Origin of the sequence: Streptomyces vilmorinianum (genome assembly GCF_005517195.1) — a bacterium.
Classification (GTDB): Bacteria; Actinomycetota; Actinomycetes; order Streptomycetales; family Streptomycetaceae; genus Streptomyces; species Streptomyces vilmorinianum.
In genome coordinates this window covers 4,620,695-4,637,762 of sequence record NZ_CP040244.1, presented here as the reverse complement: position 1 = coordinate 4,637,762, position 17,068 = coordinate 4,620,695, and the positions used below count along the sequence as shown (strand labels likewise).

Below are 17,068 nucleotides of genomic sequence, written 5' to 3'. Positions count from 1 at the left end.
ACCGGGCCGCAGGCCACTCGAACAGCCGCTCCCCGGAGCCTCCCTCCCCTCTCTGTCCAAGGAGGCACCCCATGCCCGCCGGACTCTCCCTCCACCTCGGACTCAACAAAGTCGACCCCGACCGCTACGAGGGCTGGGACGGCGCCCTCGTGGCCTGCGAGAACGATGCCCACGACATGGCCCGGCTCGCCCGCGCCAAGGGCTTCTCCGACACCGTCCTGCTGACCCCCGACTGCACCGTCGACAACGTCACCGCGGCGCTGCGCCAGGCGGCCGGCAAACTGGAACCCGGCGACATCCTGCTCTTCACCTACTCGGGTCACGGCGGACAGGTCCCCGACGTCACCGGGCCCGACGACGAGCCGGACGAACTCGACGAGACTCTCGTGCTGTACGACCGCCAGTTCCTCGACGACGAGCTGTACCAGGAGTTCCGGGGCTTCGCCGACGGCGTCCGGATCTTCGCCCTGCTCGACTGCTGCCACAGCGGCAGCGGCATCGAGCTCCCGGGGGCACCCCTGCCCGAGACCGGGATACGGCTCATGCCCGTACCGAAACAGCAGCAGATCTACGAGCGGGACCAGGGCTTCTTCGAGGAGCTGCAGCGCTCCCTCAAGAAGGCGGCCCCTCCCGACGGCGAGGTGCGGGGGCCCGCGGCGATCCTCATCTCGGCCTGCCAGGACAACCAGGTCGCCAACGACGGCCCGGTCAACGGAGCCTTCACCGGGGCGCTGCTCGAGGTCTGGGAGGAAGGCGCCTTCCGCGGCGGCTACCGGACCTTCCACCGCGCGATCCAGAGCCGGCTGCCCGCCACGCAGAGCCCGAATCTCTACACGACCGGAAGTCCGGCTCCCGCGTTCCTGCGCCAGAAGCCCTTCACCGTATGACCCGCGCTCAGCCTCGCAGAGCGGTGGCCAGCTGCGCCCGCGAGCGGACGTCCAGCTTCTGGTAGATCCGGGTGAGACGCGCCTCGACCGTCTTCACGCTCAGATAGAGCTTGGCCGCGGCCTCCTGATTGCTGGCGCCCTGCCCCACCAGATGGGCCAGACGAAGCTCCGCGTCCGTGAGCGAGGAGAGCGCGGGCAGGGAGTCCTCCCCGGCCGGGGTCTCGCTCGTCAGGGCCAGCCACGGGGCCGCGCCCGCCCGCTCGAACACCGCTGCCGCCGCCTGCAGAGCGCTCTGCGCCGCCGACCGGCGACGGCGCCGCCGCTCCACCCGGGCCAGCGAGATGAGCGCCCGGCCGTGCTCCAGCGGCAGTCCGGCCTCGTCGAACCGCTCGGCGGTCCGGGTGAGCAGCTCCGCCGCCTCGTCCGTCTTCCCACCCGCGGCCAGACACAGGGCGTACGCCCGGTCGCAGCCGAGGAGCACGGTCGCCCGGCCCAGCCGTTCCGCGACCGGACGCACCTCGGCGAGCAGATCGGCCGCCTCCCGCGCCGCGTCGTTGGCGAGCAGGGCCTCGGCAAGCTCCTCGTGCCAGCGCAGCATCGAGGGGTCGACGGTGGACTGGGCGCGCTCGTTGACCTGCACCCGGCGCAGGGTCTCCAGGGCCGAGGCGACGTCCCCGTTGATCAGCTGGACGCGGCCCAGGGCGTAGAGGCTGCGGGAGAGGAAGACCCGGTCGCCCTCCTCCTCCGACGCCTGGACGCTGCGCCGGGCGTAGCTCGCCGCGCGCCCGAAGCCGCCGCCGGCCGTCTCCGCGAGCGCCAGCGTGTACCAGGCGGGACCGGGGGAGAGCCCCGCCTCCAGGGTCAGCGCGAGCGACTGCCCCGCGTGCACGAGGGCCGCCGGGCAGGCGCCGATCCGGGACTCGATCGCCGCGAGCGTCGAGAACAGCTCGATGGTGTCCTCGACAGAGCCCCGCCGCTGCACCAGCGGCAGCAGGGCGTTCAGCTGGTCGCGGGCGTCGGCGAGACGGTCGTCGAAGAGCGCGTGACGGATCGTCAGGATCTGCGCCGCGTTGCGGATCCCGAGCGGACGCTCGGCCATCTCCAGGCCGCGCGCCTGGGCCAGGACCGACTCCGCGTCCGGGTCCCCCAGGGCCCGGTCCATCCGCGCCTGTACGGTCAGGGCCTGGGCCGCCGTCCGGGGATCGCCCATCGAGGCGGCCAGCGCGGCGGATTCGACGGCCGCGGCCCGCGAGCGCAGCGGATCGCCGTCCGCGAGCACGTACTTGACGGCCAGTCGGAGCAGCACGCCCGACCGCAGCGCGGTGTCGCCCTCGGAGTCCTCCATGGCGTGTACGTACATCTCGTCGAGCCCGGTCAGTCCCTGGCCCGCGGTGTCGAGGACCGCGAGCCGGGCCCGCACCCGGTCGGACGGAGCCGCGTCCCGGGCCAGCAGATCGGTGGCCGCCCGCATCGCGAGGTCGGCGCGGGCGGCGCGGGCGGCCTCCTCGGCCGCGTCCACGAGCCGCACGATCCGGTGCGTGGCGTGCTGCACGGGCGTCGACTCGGCGGCGAGCAGCGCCAGTTCGGCGGCGAGCGCGCTGTTGCCGCGGCGCCGCGCCAGATCGGCGGCCTCGGCGACCTCGGCGGCGAGGGCCTCGTCGGGGATGTCGGTGGCCAGCGCCCGGTGCCGTACCGCCTCGACGGAGTCGTCCACGACCCCGGCGAGCGCGGCGTGCCCCGCGCTGCGCTCGGCCCAGCAGGCGTCGTGGACCAGGGTGGAGGGGAGCAGCCCCGCGGTGAAGGCGACCGTGCCGTCCTCGGCGAGCGAGACCAGGCCGGCGCGCTCGGCCGCCGCCAGGTCCGCCTCCGCGTTGGGCCGCCCCGCCCGGCGGACCAGCGCCGCCGTGGGGCGCAGGGCGAGGGCGGCGAGGAGCAGCGTCTCGCGGACGTCGGGTGGCGCCGCGCAGAGGAGCTGGCGGGCCAGGTCGCGGGCGCGCCCGGACAGGGTGAGCGCCTCTGCGTGGTGGACGGGGGTGCGCGCGTCGGCCAGCGAGCGGCCGACCGCGAGCGCGAGCCGGGGGTTGCCGCCGCTCGCCTTGTGGATACGGCCGGCCATCCGGGACGGCAGCCGGTGGTGGATGAGGAGTTCGGCGATCTCGTCGGCCTGCAGCGGAGGGACGAGCAGGATGTCGGCCTCCGACGGCACCCACAGGCGCGTGTCGTGGCCGTCCTCGGCGCCGTACGCCTCGGGGGTCTCGACCGCGACGACCCGCAGCGCCGGCGGGGCGAGGTGCAGGGCGAAGCGCAGCAGGTCGGCGCTGTCCGCGTCGATGTGCTGCATCCCGTCGACGACGAGCAGCGCGGGGCCGCGCGCGGTGAGGGCGCGCAGGATCTGGGCGAGGCCGAGGCGCAGGGCGATCGGGTCCCAGCCGCCGTCGTGCAGGGGCGCCTCGCGGCAGAGCATGGCGACGGCGGTCCGCTGGGGTCCGGGCAGCCCGTCGAAGACCCCGGACGCGGTGACCGAGCCGACCACCGTACGGAAGCCGCCGGGATCCCCGGCATGACCCGCGGGGTCGCCGTCCGAGGAGAGTTCGGCGCGGGGCGTGGGGATGCTCTGCGGTGCGGGACCGCCTCGGTGGCCGGGCGTCTCGGGCTCGGCCGGGCCGGGCGGGAGGAGGGTGCCCGGGGCGTTCGCGCCGGGCCAGGTCACCGTGGCCGCCACGGAGGCGACGAGCGCGGCCGCCGCCGCGCCCGGTATGTCCCGGTCGGCCGGCAGCGTCGCGAGCCACAGGACGGTCTCGCCGCGGGACTCCGCCCGGGCCGCCTCCGCCAGGGCCACTTCGGTCTTGCCGACGCCCGCCGGACCGGTGAGCAGGGCACGTCCACGGGTGTGCAGCACGCGCTCCAGACGGGCGAGCAGTTCCTCCCGGCCCACCGGCGCAAGGTGGTGAGGCGCTGTCGTCACGTATCCACCACCCTCCGGCACTCGGGCCCTGCCCGTGAGCCCCGTGGGGCAGAGAATACGGAGCGTACCGGCGCAGTCCAGGCCTCTTGTCCGGCATACGGACAACACGATTCGGTCACCACGCCAGGACGCGCTCGTGGTGTAGACCACGAGCGCGCCGCTGACCAGCAATGATGCTGTTGTGGGGGGTGGTTCAGGTGGGGCTCAGAAGGTCAGGCTCCACGAGTCGATGTAGCCGGTGTCACCCGAGTACACATCGCGGACCTGGAGCTTCCAGGTGCCGTTGGCCGCCTCGCTCGACGCGTCGACCGTGTACGTGGTCAGGACGTTGTCGGCGCTGTCGGAGGAGTTGGAGGCCTTCAGGTTGCGCACCGTGCCGTCGGGGGCGATCAGGTCGATGACCAGGTCCCCGCGCCAGGTGTGCTTGATGTCCACGCCGACCTTGAGGGCGGCGGGGGCGTTGCCGGCGAGGCCGGTGACGGCGATCGAGGACGACACGGTGGTGTGGTCGGAGATCGTCACGTTCGTCGCGTTGGTGAAGACCGTGCCGGTCGGCGGCGTGGTGGTGCCGGTGACGGCGTCCACGGTCTTCGCGGTGTCGGCGATGCCGGCGCCGCAGCCGCCGGTGCAGGTGCCGGGCAGCGGGCGGGCGTTGGCCTTGATCGCGGACTCGATCTCGGCCGGCGTGAGGGTGCTCTTGGCCGACTTCAGCAGGGCGGCCAGGCCGGCGATGTGCGGCGCGGCCATCGAGGTGCCCTGGTAGGGCTCGTAGTTCTCGGTCGACTGGGTCGTCGCGCCCGAGTTCAGCGTGGAGTAGATGCCGTTCTCGGGGGTGGTCACCGTGCCGGGCGTGTCGGTGCCGCGGCGGGTCTCGCCGCCCGGAGCCGCCACGTCCACGAGGGAGCCGTAGTTCGAGTAGAACGACCGGTTGCCCTCGCGGCTGGTCGACGCCACGGTGATGACGTTCGAGCAGTTCGCGGGCGTGAAGCCGGACGTGTTGGCGTTGCTGTTGCCCGCGGCGACGACGACGGTGGTACCGCGCGAGACGGCGCCGTTGATCGCGTTCTGGTAGACGCTCGGGCAGGTGGAGCTGGCGCCGCCCAGGCTCAGGTTGATGACCTTGGCCGGGGTCGGGTTGGCCGGGACGCCCGGCACGTTGCCGCCGGAGGCCCAGGTGATGGCGTCGGCGATGTCCGAGGAGGAACCGCCGCACTTGCCGAGGACACGCACGGGCTGGATCTTCGCGTTGTACGCGATGCCCGCGATGCCCTTGGTGTTGTTGGTGACCGCGCCGATGGTGCCGGCCACGTGGGTGCCGTGCCAGGAGGAGTCGGACGCGCGGGAGCCGGTGCCGCACTCACCGTCGGTGGCGTTCCAGTCGCCCTCGTCCTTGGCGTCCGCGTCACGGCCGTTGCCGTCGCGGGCGTCGGCGGAGGAGGAGATGAAGTCGTAGCCGGAGACGACGTTGGACGCCAGATCCGAGTGGGCCGCGTAGCCGGTGTCGATCACGGCGACGGTGACACCGGAGCCGGTCGTCTTGTCCCAGGCGGGCGGAACGTTCATGCCGCCGGTGGCCTCGAAGAGGTCCCACTGCTTGGCGTAGTCCGTGTCGTTCGGGGTGACCGCCATCGCGTACGCGCGGATGTCGGGCTCCACGGAGGCGACCGAGGGGTCGGCGCGGAAGGCGTCCATGACCTCGGTGACGTCCTGCTTCGTGGCGCTGTCGCCCAGGTCGACCAGCGCGGCACCGCTCGCGAGGCGACGCTCGAAGGAGAGGCTCTCGCCGGTCTCGGCGCCCTTGGCGGCCGCGTCGCTCTTCGCGGCGGCGTTGGAACCGGCCTCGGCGGCCTGGGACTTGTAGGTGACGATGACCTTCTCGACCGGGGCGCTGGGCAGCGCGGTCATCGCCTGGGAAGCCGGAGCCGGCTTCGGGGTGGCAGCGGCCGGGGCGGCGGCGAACGCCCCGGAGGTGGTGGCAGCGGCGCCGATGATCGCGGCGCTCGCAACCACGACGGATATGACTCTCCGCCTGGAACTGTTCAAGGTGTTCCCTTTCAAGCACGACGTAGGTGCGGAGCAGTGGCGGCGGCGCGGGAGCCTCGGGGCGAAGTGGGGTCGCGGTCCGTTGCTCCCTGGGCTTGGGGGGCCCGTGCGCCGCCACCGGCGCGACGGCCCGGGTCAAGGCCGTCCCCGGCGGACACCACCCACCTCTCCTCATGCACCTGACAGGGCCTGAGCTCCTGTGGGGGGCGTGGATCGGGGGATGGGATCTGCCGGTGCGGCAGACAGTAGGGAACCAGCAGGTGAACCCGATACGGGGAAAACCCTTGTCGCCCCCCGAGGGCGGCGAGGGAGGGGTGGGGGGAGGGGCCCCGGCCACCCCGCTGCCGCGACTCAGGTACAGACCATAACCCGGCCCTTCGCGCCGCCGTCGCCGGGGTCCGCACCATCGCCCGGCCGTGCGGCGTGGGCGGGCCCGGGCGCTTCGGCGCCCCCTTCCGGCGTGCCCGGACCGCCGCCCCGGCCGCCGCCCCGACAGCCCCCGACCGCCGCCCCGACCGCCGCACCGACAGCCCCCGGCCGCCGCCCCGACCGCCGCACCGACAGCCCCCGGCCGCCGCCCCGGCCGCCGCGCCGACAGCCCCCGGCCGCCCCGCCGGCAGCCGTGCCGAGACAGCCCCGCCGGCCGCCCCCGCCGTCCCCCCGGCGGCCTCACCCCACCAGGCGGAGCGCCGTCGCCGAGACCCCCACCCGTACCGTCTGGCCCCACGTCAGTTCCAGCGCGTCCGACTCCATCCCGTCGCCGAAGGCGACCAGGCGGTCCGACTCGACCGTGAGGCGCAGGGACTCCCCGGGGCCCAGGACGCCCTCCACGCGCGTGGTCCCCGTGGTCGGCGACGGCCAGGCCTCGCGGACGAACCAGGCGAGGCGGGGGTCCGTCGGGGCGGGCAGCCGCAGGGCGCTGGACCGCTGCTGCCAGAGCGAGCGGAGCCAGCCCGTCGCGCCCGTACCGGTGCCGACCAGGACGCCGGAGGAGGCCTGCGCTTCGGACGCCGCCTGCGCGCCCGGGAGCCCGAGGGTGTAGCGCGCGGTCTGGTGTCCGGGTGGGCCCAGGTAGATCTCGTTGAGGGCGAGAAGCCGCTGCGCGTCGTCGGTGACCGCCTCCACCATCGTGAGCTCGTCCGCCCCGGTCCGCTCCGCCGACGCCAGCAACGCCCGCGCGTCCGCCACCCGGTGCCGTACGAGCACCCCCGGGTTCCGCCCGGGATCGGTGTCGATACCGACGACGGGCTGCCCTGCGAGGTACTTCGCCGCGTTGGCCACCAGACCGTCCTGCCCGACCACCACGACCACGTCCTCGGGGCCGAACAGGAAGCGGTCCAGATCGGCGCGCTCCACCCTCGCCTGCCGCCACTGCAGGGGCACCGCGGCCGCCACCTCCGCCAGCGCCTGCCGGCCGCGCTCGTGCCGGAGCCGTACCTCCTCGATGCTCCGGCCCCTGCTGGACAGGAAGAACGCGGCCTGGCCGTGCGTCCCGTGGCGGGCGAGCAACTCCTCGTACTCCGTGGTGCGGTGGACGAGCACCGCCCGGGGCGCCAGGCTCATGACGCCGTCCCGCCGCCGCCCAGCTTCGCGAGGAGACCGGTCAGGACGTCGGGGGAGATCGTGAGGCTCTCGATCCGCGGCAGGTTCTCCGCCGCCCGGGTCGCCGCCAGTGCGTGCAGCGTCGCCGGGTCGACCTCCCCGTGCACCCGCAGCCAGGCCGCCTGCGCCGCCGCCCTCGCCTCGCCGACCTCGCGCGCCGCCTCCGCCTCGGCCCGGGCGAGCCGGACCGTGCGCAGCGCCTCGGCCTCCGCCCGTACGGAGTCGGCCGCGGCGCTCTCCTCCGCCTCGCGCCGCGCGTTGGTGCCGCGCTGGTCGACGAGCCGCTCCTCCTGCCGGGCCAGCTCGATCTTGCTGGCGAGCTCGTTCTCGGCGATGGCCCGCTCGCGTTCGACGGCCACGGCCCGCCGCTCGTACGTGGCCCGGTCCGCCTCCTGCTGGATCTGCTCTCGGGCCGGGGTGCGCAGCGCCCGCTCGACCTCCGGCTCCGGACGGATCGCCACCACGCGGACCGCCACCACCTCGATACCGGTGGCCGGCAGCCGGGGCTCGGCCCCGAGTCCCTCCGCGATCCGGTCCCGTACGGCGGCCACGCCGTCGACGAGGGCCTCGGCGAGAGGGGTGCGCGCCAGGACGTCGAGCGCGTGCTGCTGCGCGGTCTCGGTCAGGAGCGTGGCGATCTGCTCCAGCGGCGCACCCCGCCACGCGCCCGTGTCCGGGTCGATCGAGAAGTCGAGCCGGGTGGCCGCGGCCTCCGGCTCGCCGATCCGGTACGTGACGGTGGACTGCACGCTCACGTCCTGGAAGTCGGCGGTCCTGGCGTGGAACGCCATCGCCAGTTCCCGGTCGTTCACCGGCACTTCGGAGAGCGCGGCGGACAGCGAGCGGAACCAGAAACTGAGCCCCGTCCCGTCGTGGACGAGGCGTCCGCGACGGTGGTGGCGGATGTGCGCGGTGGGCGCGGACCGCAGATGGCGCCAGCCGGCGCGGCGGGTGATGTCGGCCATGGGAACTCCCCCTTGTCGTCATGTTGACGATAGGGTGCGTTCCGCTTTTCGTCAAGATGACGAAATCGGGCGTCCGGTCGGCGGGTGCAGGCGCGCCGAGACGTCCTCGTGCGCCAGGCGCCGCAGCGCCAGCAGGATCGGCTCGTAGAGCATCGTGTACGCGACGGTCGCCTCGATCGCCTCCTCCAGGACCGGATGATCCTCGATCACCGCGTACTCCTCCGCCGCGATCGGACGCATCGCGAGGGCGTACCGCCGGATGTGGTCGACGCCGCCGTGGTATCCCAGCGACCGCAGGGTCACGACGGCTCTGGTCAGCGCGGCGAGCGCGGGTGCCTCGTCGCACACCTGCCAGCCGAGCTCGGACAGCAGGCCGCGCAGCTCCGTGAAGACCTCGTCCCACAGCGGCCGCGCCGGATCGGCGTCCTGTGGCGGGGTGATCCGCGGCCCCAGCATGTACTGGGCGATGCCCAGGCGTTCGTGGCGGCCGAAGGCGGGGTCGTCGGCCACCGCGAGGACGTCCCGGGCCTGCTGGACCGTCATCCCGCCGACCGTCAGCAGCGCCCGGATCAGCCGCAGTCTGCGCAGATGGTCCTCGCCGTACTCGGACTGCCGGGCGGTGACGGGGGTTCCGGGCGCCAGGAGCCCCTCGCGCAGGTAGTACTTCACCGTGGCCACGGACACGCCGCTGCGGTCGCTCAACTCGGAGAGGCGCAAAGGTGTTTCACCGTTCCCATCATCTCGACACGGTTATCGAGGAGTTCTACTCCGCGGCACCCGAGGATAGTTCGGCTATCCAGTGACGCGGGACCGCCCGCCGTCGGGGGAGTGAGGCGCCGTCATCCGGCGAGCGGCGCGGGGGCGGGCGCGGGGGACGCCTCGGCGTCGGTACGGGGCTGGGGCAGCGGCCCCCCGGAGGCGGCGACCGGGGACGGGGCCAGGGCGGCCGTCCCGCTGCCCCTCGACAGCAGCACGACACCGCGCGCCGCCACCACCGAGGCGGCGGCCGCGATCAGCCAGCCCCACACCCCCGCGCGGAAGGTCTCCCCGAGCAGCGCCACGCCGATCACCGCGGCGGCGGCCGGGTTGGAGAGGTTCACCACGGCCAGCGGCGCCGCCAGCCCGCTCCGGTAGGCGGCCTGCGACAGAAGGAGGCCGCCCACGGCGAAGGCGGAGATCAGCACCGCGATCAGGGCCGTCTGCCACCAGGCCGGCGTCCCGCCCGGCAGTTCGCGCGCGAGCGCGGCGGTCAGCGTCTGGGTCAGCGCGGAGGCGACACCCGAGGCGACCCCGGAGGCCGTCGCGTGCCCGAGCCCCCGGGCCCGCCCAGGGGCCCGCCCGGGGGCCCTGTGGCGCCGGCCCGAGGCGAGGGCCGCGATGAGCAGCGCCGTCGCCGCCGCGACGATCAGGGCCTCGCGCAGGCTGAGCGCGTCGCCGGGTGCCGCGGGGCCGGTGACCGAGACGAGCCCGACGAGGCCCGCCAGCGTCCACAGCGCGCCGCGCCACTCCGCCCCGGTCACCCGGCGCCGTGCGGAGAACGCCCCGAGCGGCAGCGCGGCCACCAAGGTGAGCGCGCCCAGCGGCTGAACGAGCGTCAGCGGGCCGTAGTGCAGTGCGGCCACATGGGCGAGTGCGCCGGCGGCGTTCAGCCCGACCGCCCACCACCACTGGCCGCGGGCGAGCAGCGCCCGCAGCGCGCCGCGTCCCCCGTCGGACGCGGAGGCGAGCCTGGACTGGGCGACCGCGGCCAGGGCGTACCCGGCGGCCGAGACCAGGGAGAGGAGCACGGCGAGCACGGTGCCGTCGAGGTCGGTCATCGCGGGGCTCCCGCCGGGCGGGGAGAGGCGGCGCGCGGGCGGGGCCCGGGGGCGGCGGGTCCGGTGCCCGGAGCTCGTACGGCCGCGAGCGCGAGAGCGAGCAGAGCCGCCGCGGCCAGGGCGTCGAACCAGTAGTGGTTGGCCGTGCCGACGATCACCAGAAGGGTCAGCGCGGGGTGGAGCAGCCACAGCCATCGCAGGCGGCCGCGGGTGGCGGCGATCAGGCCGATCGCGACCATCAGCGCCCAGCCGAAGTGCAGGGACGGCATCGCGGCGAACTGGTTCGCCATCGAGTCCGTCTCGGGGCTCGCGCCGTACACGGACGGTCCGTAGATCCGTGCGGTGTCGACGAGTCCGGTCGCGGCGAGCATCCGGGGCGGGGCCAGCGGCATCAGCAGATGCAGGGCGAGCGCGGCGGCGGTGAGAAGCGCGAGAACCCGGCGCGACCAGAGGTAGTGGGCCGGGCGGCGCCGGTAGAGCCAGGCGAGGAAGGCGAGCGTGGCCGGGAAGTGCACGGCCGCGTAGTAGGTGTTGGCGGCCCGGACGAGCGGCTCGCCGTGCAGCAGGAGCGCCTGGATCGAGCCCTCGCCGGGCAGACGCACGGCCCGTTCCGCCTCCCATATCCGGTCGGCGTTGTGGAAGGCTCGCAGTTCATGGCCGTTCGCGAGGAGCCGGCCGAGCTTGTAGACGAGGAACAGCGCGGTGACGAGCAGCAGCTCGCGCACCAGGGACGGTCTCGGGGTGCCGGTCGGCTCCGCGGTGCCGGCCGGCACCGCGGTCTGCCCGGGGGTAGCCGTCGGCCCCGGTCCTGCGGGACGTGTCCCCCGTATCCCGCGTATCCCGGCAGCCATGGCGCGGCCCCTTTTTTCCGTCAAATCGGCAGCAAACGGGGGAAGCCTAGATCCGAATTCATCGAGACGCAAGCGTCTCGATACGTTTGCGTCTCGATTGCGCGGCCCCTACTCTCGTAGGTGCAGAGAGCTGTCCGGGAAGACCGGGAGGAATCGATGTCCACGCAGGCGGCGACCGCCGCGGCCCGCCGCGGCAAGATCACCCCCGAGCGGGAGGCCGAGCTGTACGAGGCCGTCATCTGCCTGCTCCGGGAAGGCGGCTACGACGCGGTCACCATGGAGGGCGTCGCGGCCCGCACCAAGTGCGGCAAGGCCACCCTCTACCGGCAGTGGGGGACGAAACCGCGGCTCGTCACCGCCGCCCTCGCCAAGCAGCGCTGCCCGTTCTTCACCGGCATCGACACCGGCTCGCTCGCCGGCGACCTCCGCGAGGCCGCCCACCGGGCCGCGACCCGCCGCGACCGGGACGCCGAGCTGATGGAGGCCGTCAGCCAGGCGTACGTCCAGCACCCCGACCTGCGCGCGGCGCTGCGCGAGACCGTCATCAGCCCCGAGGCCGCCGCGATCGACGACATGCTGCGGCGGGCGGTCGAGCGCGGCGAGATCGACGCGGACAACCCGGCGATCGGCTTCGTCGCCCCCTGCTTCCTCGGCATGCTCCGCATCGAGCGGCTCTTCGAGGAGCGGTTCGCGGACGCGTCGACGATGCGCGTCTTCGTCGACGCCGTACTCCTGCCGGCGCTGCGCGTCGAGGTGTGACCGCCCGGTCCCTCCGGCACCCTGGAGACATGCCCGCCACCACCCCCGACGTGCGCGTCCGCCGGATCTACGAAGCCCCGGAACCCGACGACGGCGTACGTGTCCTCGTCGACCGCCTCTGGCCGCGCGGCCTCGCCAAGACCGACGCCCGCATCGACGAATGGCCCAAGGCGCTCACGCCCTCCACCGAACTGCGGCGCTGGTACCACGGCCCGGAGGGCGAGTACGAGGAGTTCTGCCGGCGGTACGAGGACGAGCTCGCCGAACCGGCCGCCGCCGAGGCCCTCGACCGGCTGCGGGCCCTCGCCGCGCAGGGCACCGTCACCCTCCTCACGGCCGCCAAGGACCCGTCCGTCAGCCACACCTCGGTCCTCGTCCGCGCGCTGAACGCCTCCCGGGCATAGCCAGTACCACGTCGCGCCGGTCACCATGGCCGGACCGCACCGAGCTCCGCACCTGCCCGAGTTCCGCACCTTCCCGCCACGGAGGCGCCGCGTGGACCCGAAGACGCACGAGCTTCTCGAAGCGCTGCAACAAGACCCGTACCCCCTCTACGCACGTGCGCGACAGACAGCGGGACTGACCTTCGTCCCCGAACTCGACGCCTGGCTGATCGCCCGGGACGCCGACGTCCGCGAGGTGCTGCTGCGGCCCGCGGACTTCTCCTCCGCCCAGGCTCTGCGGCCCGATGTCGTCCCCCCGGCAGCCGTCTTCGGCGTCCTCGCGCGCGGCTTCGGCAACCGGCCCACCGTCGTCTCCACCGACGGCGGCGCCCACCGCCGCCACCGCGCCCCGATCAACAGCGGCCTCTCCGCCGCGCGCGTCGCCGCCCTCACCCCGTACGCCGCCGAGGTCGCCACCGCCCTCGTCGACGGCTTCGCGGCCGACGGCCACACCGAGCTGATGTCCTCCTACGCCGGCAGGCTGCCCGGCGCCGTCATCGGCCGGCTCATCGGACTGGCGCCCGAGGACGTGCCCGCCGCGGTGCACGGAGGACACCGCGCCGAGCAACTCCTCTTCCGCCCGATGCCGCAGGACGAACAGATCGCGGCCGCCGAGGACGTGGTCGCCCTCCAGCACCTCCTCGACCGGTACGCCCGGGACCGGCGCGCCCACCCGCGCGACGACCTCTGCTCGGCGATGGTCGCCGCCCTGGCCCCGGACACCGGCCTCGGCCCCGGCACCCGCGAGCTCACCTCGGACCAGCGCCACGAACTCGTCTCCAGCCTGCAGAACTTCCTCATCGCCGGACACCTCACCACCACCGCGCTGATCGGCACCGCGCTGCTCCACCTGCTGCGCCACCGCGACCAGTGGGAACTGCTCTGCGCCCGCCCCGACCTCATACCCGGGGCGGTGGAGGAAGCCGCCCGCTACGACACGGCCGTCCAGGGATTCCGCCGTACGACCACCCGGCCCGTCGTCCTGGCCGGCACCGAACTGCCCGCCGGTGCCACCGTCTTCGTCGCGTACGGCTCCGCCAACCGTGACGAGGCACGCCACCAGGACGCCGACGTCTTCGACATCACCCGGCCCCCGACCCCCACCCGCCACGTCAGCTTCGGCCACGGCGCGCACGGCTGCCCGGGCTCCCAGCTGGCCCGCACCCAACTCCGGCTCACCCTGGAGCTGTTCACACGACGCTTCCCCGACCTGCGGCTGGCGAAGGACCGGGAGGTGGTGATGCGGCCGACCCTGATCCACCGCTCGCCCCTGGAGCTCCCCCTCACCTGGTGACCGGCCGGCGCCGCGTCACTCCCGGAGCAGACGCGGCGCCTCGGCCGACGCGTCCGTCACACCGTCCGCGCGGGCCGCCAACGCCCGGGCCCACCGGACGAGTCCGCCGACATCGATGCCGTACGAATCGGGCTGCCCCGAGATCCGCGCGGCGCCGCGCAGCAACAGCCGCGCCCCACCGGCCGCGTTGCCCCGGGCGGCATGCGTCAGCCCCACCGCCAGCTGGGCGAGCCCCTGCCACAGATCCCGCTCCCCGGCCGGGCCGGTCTTCCACGCGTCCTCGAAGACCTCGTGCGCATGGAACGGCATCCCCGCGTCCAGCAGCCGCTGCGCCTCACGGAGCGTCTGCGCGGGTGTCCGCACCACCCCTTCGGGCTGCCGCGGCACCCCCTCGGCCCCGTGCGGCAGCGGCCGCCCGAGCCCGTCCCGGGGCCGCGCGCTGCGCGCCCGCCCCTCCTCGTCCCGGTCCCTCGGCGCCCTGTCCACGCCTCCATTCTCCCCGCCCCGGGGAGACACCCCCGGATCCCCACGCCCGACCAGGCGATCGGCGGACGCGACGGCGGGCCCCGTGCGTCCGTGCGCCTCCCGGAGTGAGGTAATGTTCTCCTGCACGCCGACACCGGGGAAACACCGGTGAGACGGGCACCGGGACGTGGCGCAGCTTGGTAGCGCACTTGACTGGGGGTCAAGGGGTCGCAGGTTCAAATCCTGTCGTCCCGACTTTTCGAAGTCGCAGGTCAGGGGCCGTTTCAGAGAAATCTGAAACGGCCCCTTGATCGTTTTCGGGGATCGGCGGGGGACCAACTCCGAGGTGAAGAACTGTGGGCTAGGAGAGGGCACTGTCGGCGGCGGGAAGGACCTGTTCGGCCCAGATGACCTTGCCTTCCGGTGTGTACCGGGTTCCCCAGTGCTCGCTGAGCTGCGCCACCAGGAACAGTCCGCGGCCTCCCTCGTCCATGGTGGCGGCGTACCGAAGGTGCGGGGCGGTACTGCTGCCGTCCCACACCTCGCAGGTCAGAGTGCGATCGCGCAACAGACGAACCCGAACCGGCGCGGCGCCGTACCGTATGGCGTTGGTGATGAGCTCGCTGAGGATCAGTTCCGTGGTGAAGGCGAGTTCCTGCAGGCCCCACTCCTCGAGTTGCTCGGCCGCGAGGCTGCGCATGGCGCCGACCTCGCTCGGGTCGAACGGTACGTCCCACTGTGCGACCCGGCCGGGGCCCAGCGTCCGTGTCCGGGCGATGAGCAGCGCGATGTCGTCGGCCGGCCGGCTGGGGAGCAGGGCGTCGAGTACGGCCCGGCGGCTGGCGTGCGGATCCCGGTCGGGGTGGCTCAGCGCCGTGCGCAGCTTTTCCACGCCCACCGCGATGTCCCGGCTCCGCTCCTCGACCAGTCCGTCGGTGTACAGGACGAGCTGACTGCCTTCCGCCAGGTGCAGTTCCATGGCCTCGAACGGCATGCCTCCCAGCCCCAGCGGGGGGCCGGCCGGCAGTTCCGAGATCGTCGTCGCGCCGTCCGGGGCGACCACAAGCGGTGGCATGTGTCCTGCCCGCGCCATGGTGCAGTTCTGGGAGACCGGGTCGTAGATGGCGTACAGGCAGGTCGCGCCCAGGACGCCTTCGTTCGGGGCAGCGCTGTCACCTTCCTGGTCCATGCGCTGGACGAGGTTGTCGAGCCGGGCGAGGAGTTCGTCGGGCGGCAGGTCCAGGGAGGAGAAGTTGTGCACGGCCGTGCGCAGCCGCCCCATGGTGGCCGCGGCGTGCAGGCCGTGCCCGACGACGTCTCCGACGACGAGCCCGACGCGGCTGCCCGGCAGCGGGATCACGTCGAACCAGTCCCCGCCCACTCCGGACTGGGCGGGCTGGTAGAAGTGCGCGACGTCCACGGCGCTCTGCTCGGGCAGATCCTGCGGCAGCAGGCTGCGCTGGAGCGTCACGGCGAGATTGTGCTCGCGGGTGTAGCGGCGGGCGTTGTCCATGGTGACCGCGGCGCGGCTGACAAGCTCCTCGGCCATGGACAGGTCGTCCTCGTCGAACGGTTCGGGCTTCTGCGACCGCCAGAAGTTGACCACCCCGAGCACGACGCCCCTGGCCTTGAGCGGAGCCGCGATGAGCGAGTGGATCCCGTAGCCGACGATCGCCGATGTCCGCGGCGCGTCCTGGGCGTGCCAGCCCGGCGCGTCATGGAGATCGGGCACGAGTTCGGCTGTTCCCGTGCCGTATCCGCGGGCCTGCGGCGTGGACGGCAGGAACTCGATCAGTGTGCCGAGCGGGTACAGCGGGTGATCGGTGCGGATGCCGCTGACCGCCGTGCGCCGCATGTCGGCGCCCGGGCCGGGCTCGTCGCCCTTCAGTACCGCGTCGGCCAAGTCGACCGTGACGAAGTCCGCGAACTGGGGAACGGCGACGTCGGCCAGTTCCTCCGCGGTGCGCACCACGTCGAGGGTGGTGCCGATGTCACCCCCGGCGTCGTAGAGCAGCTTGAGCCGCCTGCGGGCCGTCTCCGCCCGGCTGCTCAGGAGCTGCAGCTCGGTGGAGTCGCGGATGGTGACCGCCGAGCCCTGCGGGCCTCCCTGGGGGCGCAGGGGCCGCTGATTGACCACGAGCAGCCGGTTCCCGGCCTCCAGCACCTCGTCGGTGGCCACCCGGCCGGACAGCAGCAGTTCCGCCATGCGGCGATCCATACCGACTTTGTCGACGGGGCGTCCGTCGGCGTCGTCCGGCAGGCTGAGCAGCCGTTTGGCCTCGTCGTTCGCCAGGAGCAGCCGTCCGTCGCCGTCGGTGATCAGCACCCCTTCGCGGACGGCGTGGAGCACCGCGTCGTGGTGCTCGTACATGCGGGTCATCTCCTGCGTGCCGAGCCCGTGGGTCTGGCGGCGCAGTCTTCGGCTGATCAGCGCCGTGCCGACAGTGGCAAGAGCCAGACCGACGGCGATGGCCCAGAGGATGACCGGAAGCTGGCGGTCGGCGATGCCGGTCACGCTCTCCACCGTCAGACCTGCCGAGACCAGGGCGACGACCTCGCCCTCGGGCGAGGTGACCGGCACGACCGCCTGGATCTCCTTGCCGAGCGGCCCCTGCACACTCTCGGTGTGCACCCGGCCGGCGAGCGAGGGCTCGATCGTGCCGACGAACCGCTCGCCGATGCGGTCGGGCTGGGGGTGGCTGTAGCGGATGCCTCGGGTGTCCATCACCACGATGAAGTCCACCCCCGCGGCCTTGCGCGTCTTCTCGGCGAGGGGTTGCAGGACCGCGGACGGGTCCGGCGACCTCAGTGCTTCCCGCAGGCCCAGGGAGTTCGCGAAGGTCTCCGCCACGGAAACCGACCGGTTGCGCGCTTCACGGTCGATGTCGTACCGCGACTGCAGCACCAGGGCCAGCAGAGCCCCGGCGGCGAGCAGCACCACGATCGCCACCTGAAGGACGAAGACCTGTCCGGCGAC

The 17,068-nt window shown here is 73.7% G+C and carries 13 protein-coding genes and 1 tRNA gene; 5 read left to right on the top strand and 9 right to left on the bottom strand.

Annotation, left to right across the window (positions count from 1 at the left end; all coding sequences use genetic code 11):
• The first annotated feature begins 71 nt into the window (after positions 1 to 71).
• Complete coding sequence (locus tag FDM97_RS21735) at positions 72 to 887, top strand: caspase family protein (protein WP_137992158.1); 816 nt, start codon at positions 72 to 74, stop codon at positions 885 to 887.
• A 7-nt stretch (positions 888 to 894) separates the two neighbouring features.
• On the opposite strand, the gene FDM97_RS21730 is transcribed toward FDM97_RS21735, so the two are convergent.
• The 7 genes from FDM97_RS21730 to FDM97_RS21695 form a co-directional block, all read right to left on the bottom strand.
• Entirely contained in the window at positions 895 to 3,852 is a 2,958-nt protein-coding gene (locus FDM97_RS21730; protein WP_175439198.1) for a helix-turn-helix transcriptional regulator, read from the bottom strand.
• Positions 3,853 to 4,056: 204 nt separating this feature from the next.
• Complete coding sequence (locus FDM97_RS21725) at positions 4,057 to 5,757, bottom strand: S8 family peptidase (protein WP_137992154.1); 1,701 nt, start codon at positions 5,755 to 5,757, stop codon at positions 4,057 to 4,059.
• An 807-nt stretch (positions 5,758 to 6,564) separates the two neighbouring features.
• A complete protein-coding gene (locus FDM97_RS21715; RefSeq protein WP_137992152.1) occupies positions 6,565 to 7,458 on the bottom strand; it encodes a hypothetical protein in 894 nt (297 codons plus the stop codon).
• A complete protein-coding gene (locus FDM97_RS21710) occupies positions 7,455 to 8,462 on the bottom strand; it encodes an SPFH domain-containing protein (protein ID WP_137992150.1) in 1,008 nt (335 codons plus the stop codon). The genes FDM97_RS21715 and FDM97_RS21710 overlap by 4 nt, the downstream gene beginning before the upstream one ends.
• A 51-nt stretch (positions 8,463 to 8,513) precedes the next feature.
• On the bottom strand, positions 8,514 to 9,164 hold the full coding sequence (locus FDM97_RS21705) for a MerR family transcriptional regulator (protein WP_254705709.1): 651 nt from the start codon (positions 9,162 to 9,164) through the stop codon (positions 8,514 to 8,516).
• A 137-nt stretch (positions 9,165 to 9,301) separates the two neighbouring features.
• Positions 9,302 to 10,279: a DMT family transporter gene (locus FDM97_RS21700; RefSeq protein WP_175439196.1), complete on the bottom strand. Its 978-nt coding sequence runs from the start codon at positions 10,277 to 10,279 to the stop codon at positions 9,302 to 9,304.
• Positions 10,276 to 11,130 carry a phosphatase PAP2 family protein gene (locus FDM97_RS21695; protein ID WP_137992147.1) on the bottom strand — a complete coding sequence of 285 codons (855 nt, stop codon included), beginning with the start codon at positions 11,128 to 11,130 and terminating at the stop codon, positions 10,276 to 10,278. The genes FDM97_RS21700 and FDM97_RS21695 overlap by 4 nt, the downstream gene beginning before the upstream one ends.
• A gap of 156 nt (positions 11,131 to 11,286) precedes the next feature.
• Between FDM97_RS21695 and FDM97_RS21690 the strand changes: the two genes are divergently transcribed.
• The 3 genes from FDM97_RS21690 to FDM97_RS21680 all read left to right on the top strand — a co-directional run bounded on the left by FDM97_RS21690 (position 11,287) and on the right by FDM97_RS21680 (position 13,626).
• Entirely contained in the window at positions 11,287 to 11,889 is a 603-nt protein-coding gene (locus FDM97_RS21690; RefSeq protein WP_137992145.1) for a TetR/AcrR family transcriptional regulator, read from the top strand.
• A gap of 29 nt (positions 11,890 to 11,918) precedes the next feature.
• Positions 11,919 to 12,293 (top strand): DUF488 domain-containing protein, encoded by a 375-nt coding sequence (locus FDM97_RS21685; RefSeq protein ID WP_137992143.1) that lies wholly within the window; start codon positions 11,919 to 11,921, stop codon positions 12,291 to 12,293.
• A gap of 91 nt (positions 12,294 to 12,384) precedes the next feature.
• Complete coding sequence (locus tag FDM97_RS21680; protein ID WP_137992141.1) at positions 12,385 to 13,626, top strand: cytochrome P450; 1,242 nt, start codon at positions 12,385 to 12,387, stop codon at positions 13,624 to 13,626.
• 15 nt (positions 13,627 to 13,641) lie between these two features.
• Here FDM97_RS21680 and FDM97_RS21675 read toward each other — a convergent pair whose 3' ends face one another.
• Positions 13,642 to 14,112, bottom strand: coding sequence for a DUF309 domain-containing protein (locus FDM97_RS21675; RefSeq protein WP_137992139.1), 471 nt, complete (start codon positions 14,110 to 14,112; stop codon positions 13,642 to 13,644).
• A gap of 160 nt (positions 14,113 to 14,272) precedes the next feature.
• Here FDM97_RS21675 and FDM97_RS21670 point away from each other — a divergent pair.
• A tRNA-Pro gene (locus tag FDM97_RS21670) sits at positions 14,273 to 14,346 on the top strand.
• Positions 14,347 to 14,452: 106 nt separating this feature from the next.
• On the opposite strand, the gene FDM97_RS21665 is transcribed toward FDM97_RS21670, so the two are convergent.
• The gene (locus FDM97_RS21665; protein ID WP_254705708.1) at positions 14,453 to 17,041 is read right to left on the bottom strand and encodes a SpoIIE family protein phosphatase; all 2,589 of its coding nucleotides are present in this window, start codon (positions 17,039 to 17,041) and stop codon (positions 14,453 to 14,455) included.
• Positions 17,042 to 17,068: the final 27 nt, after the last annotated feature.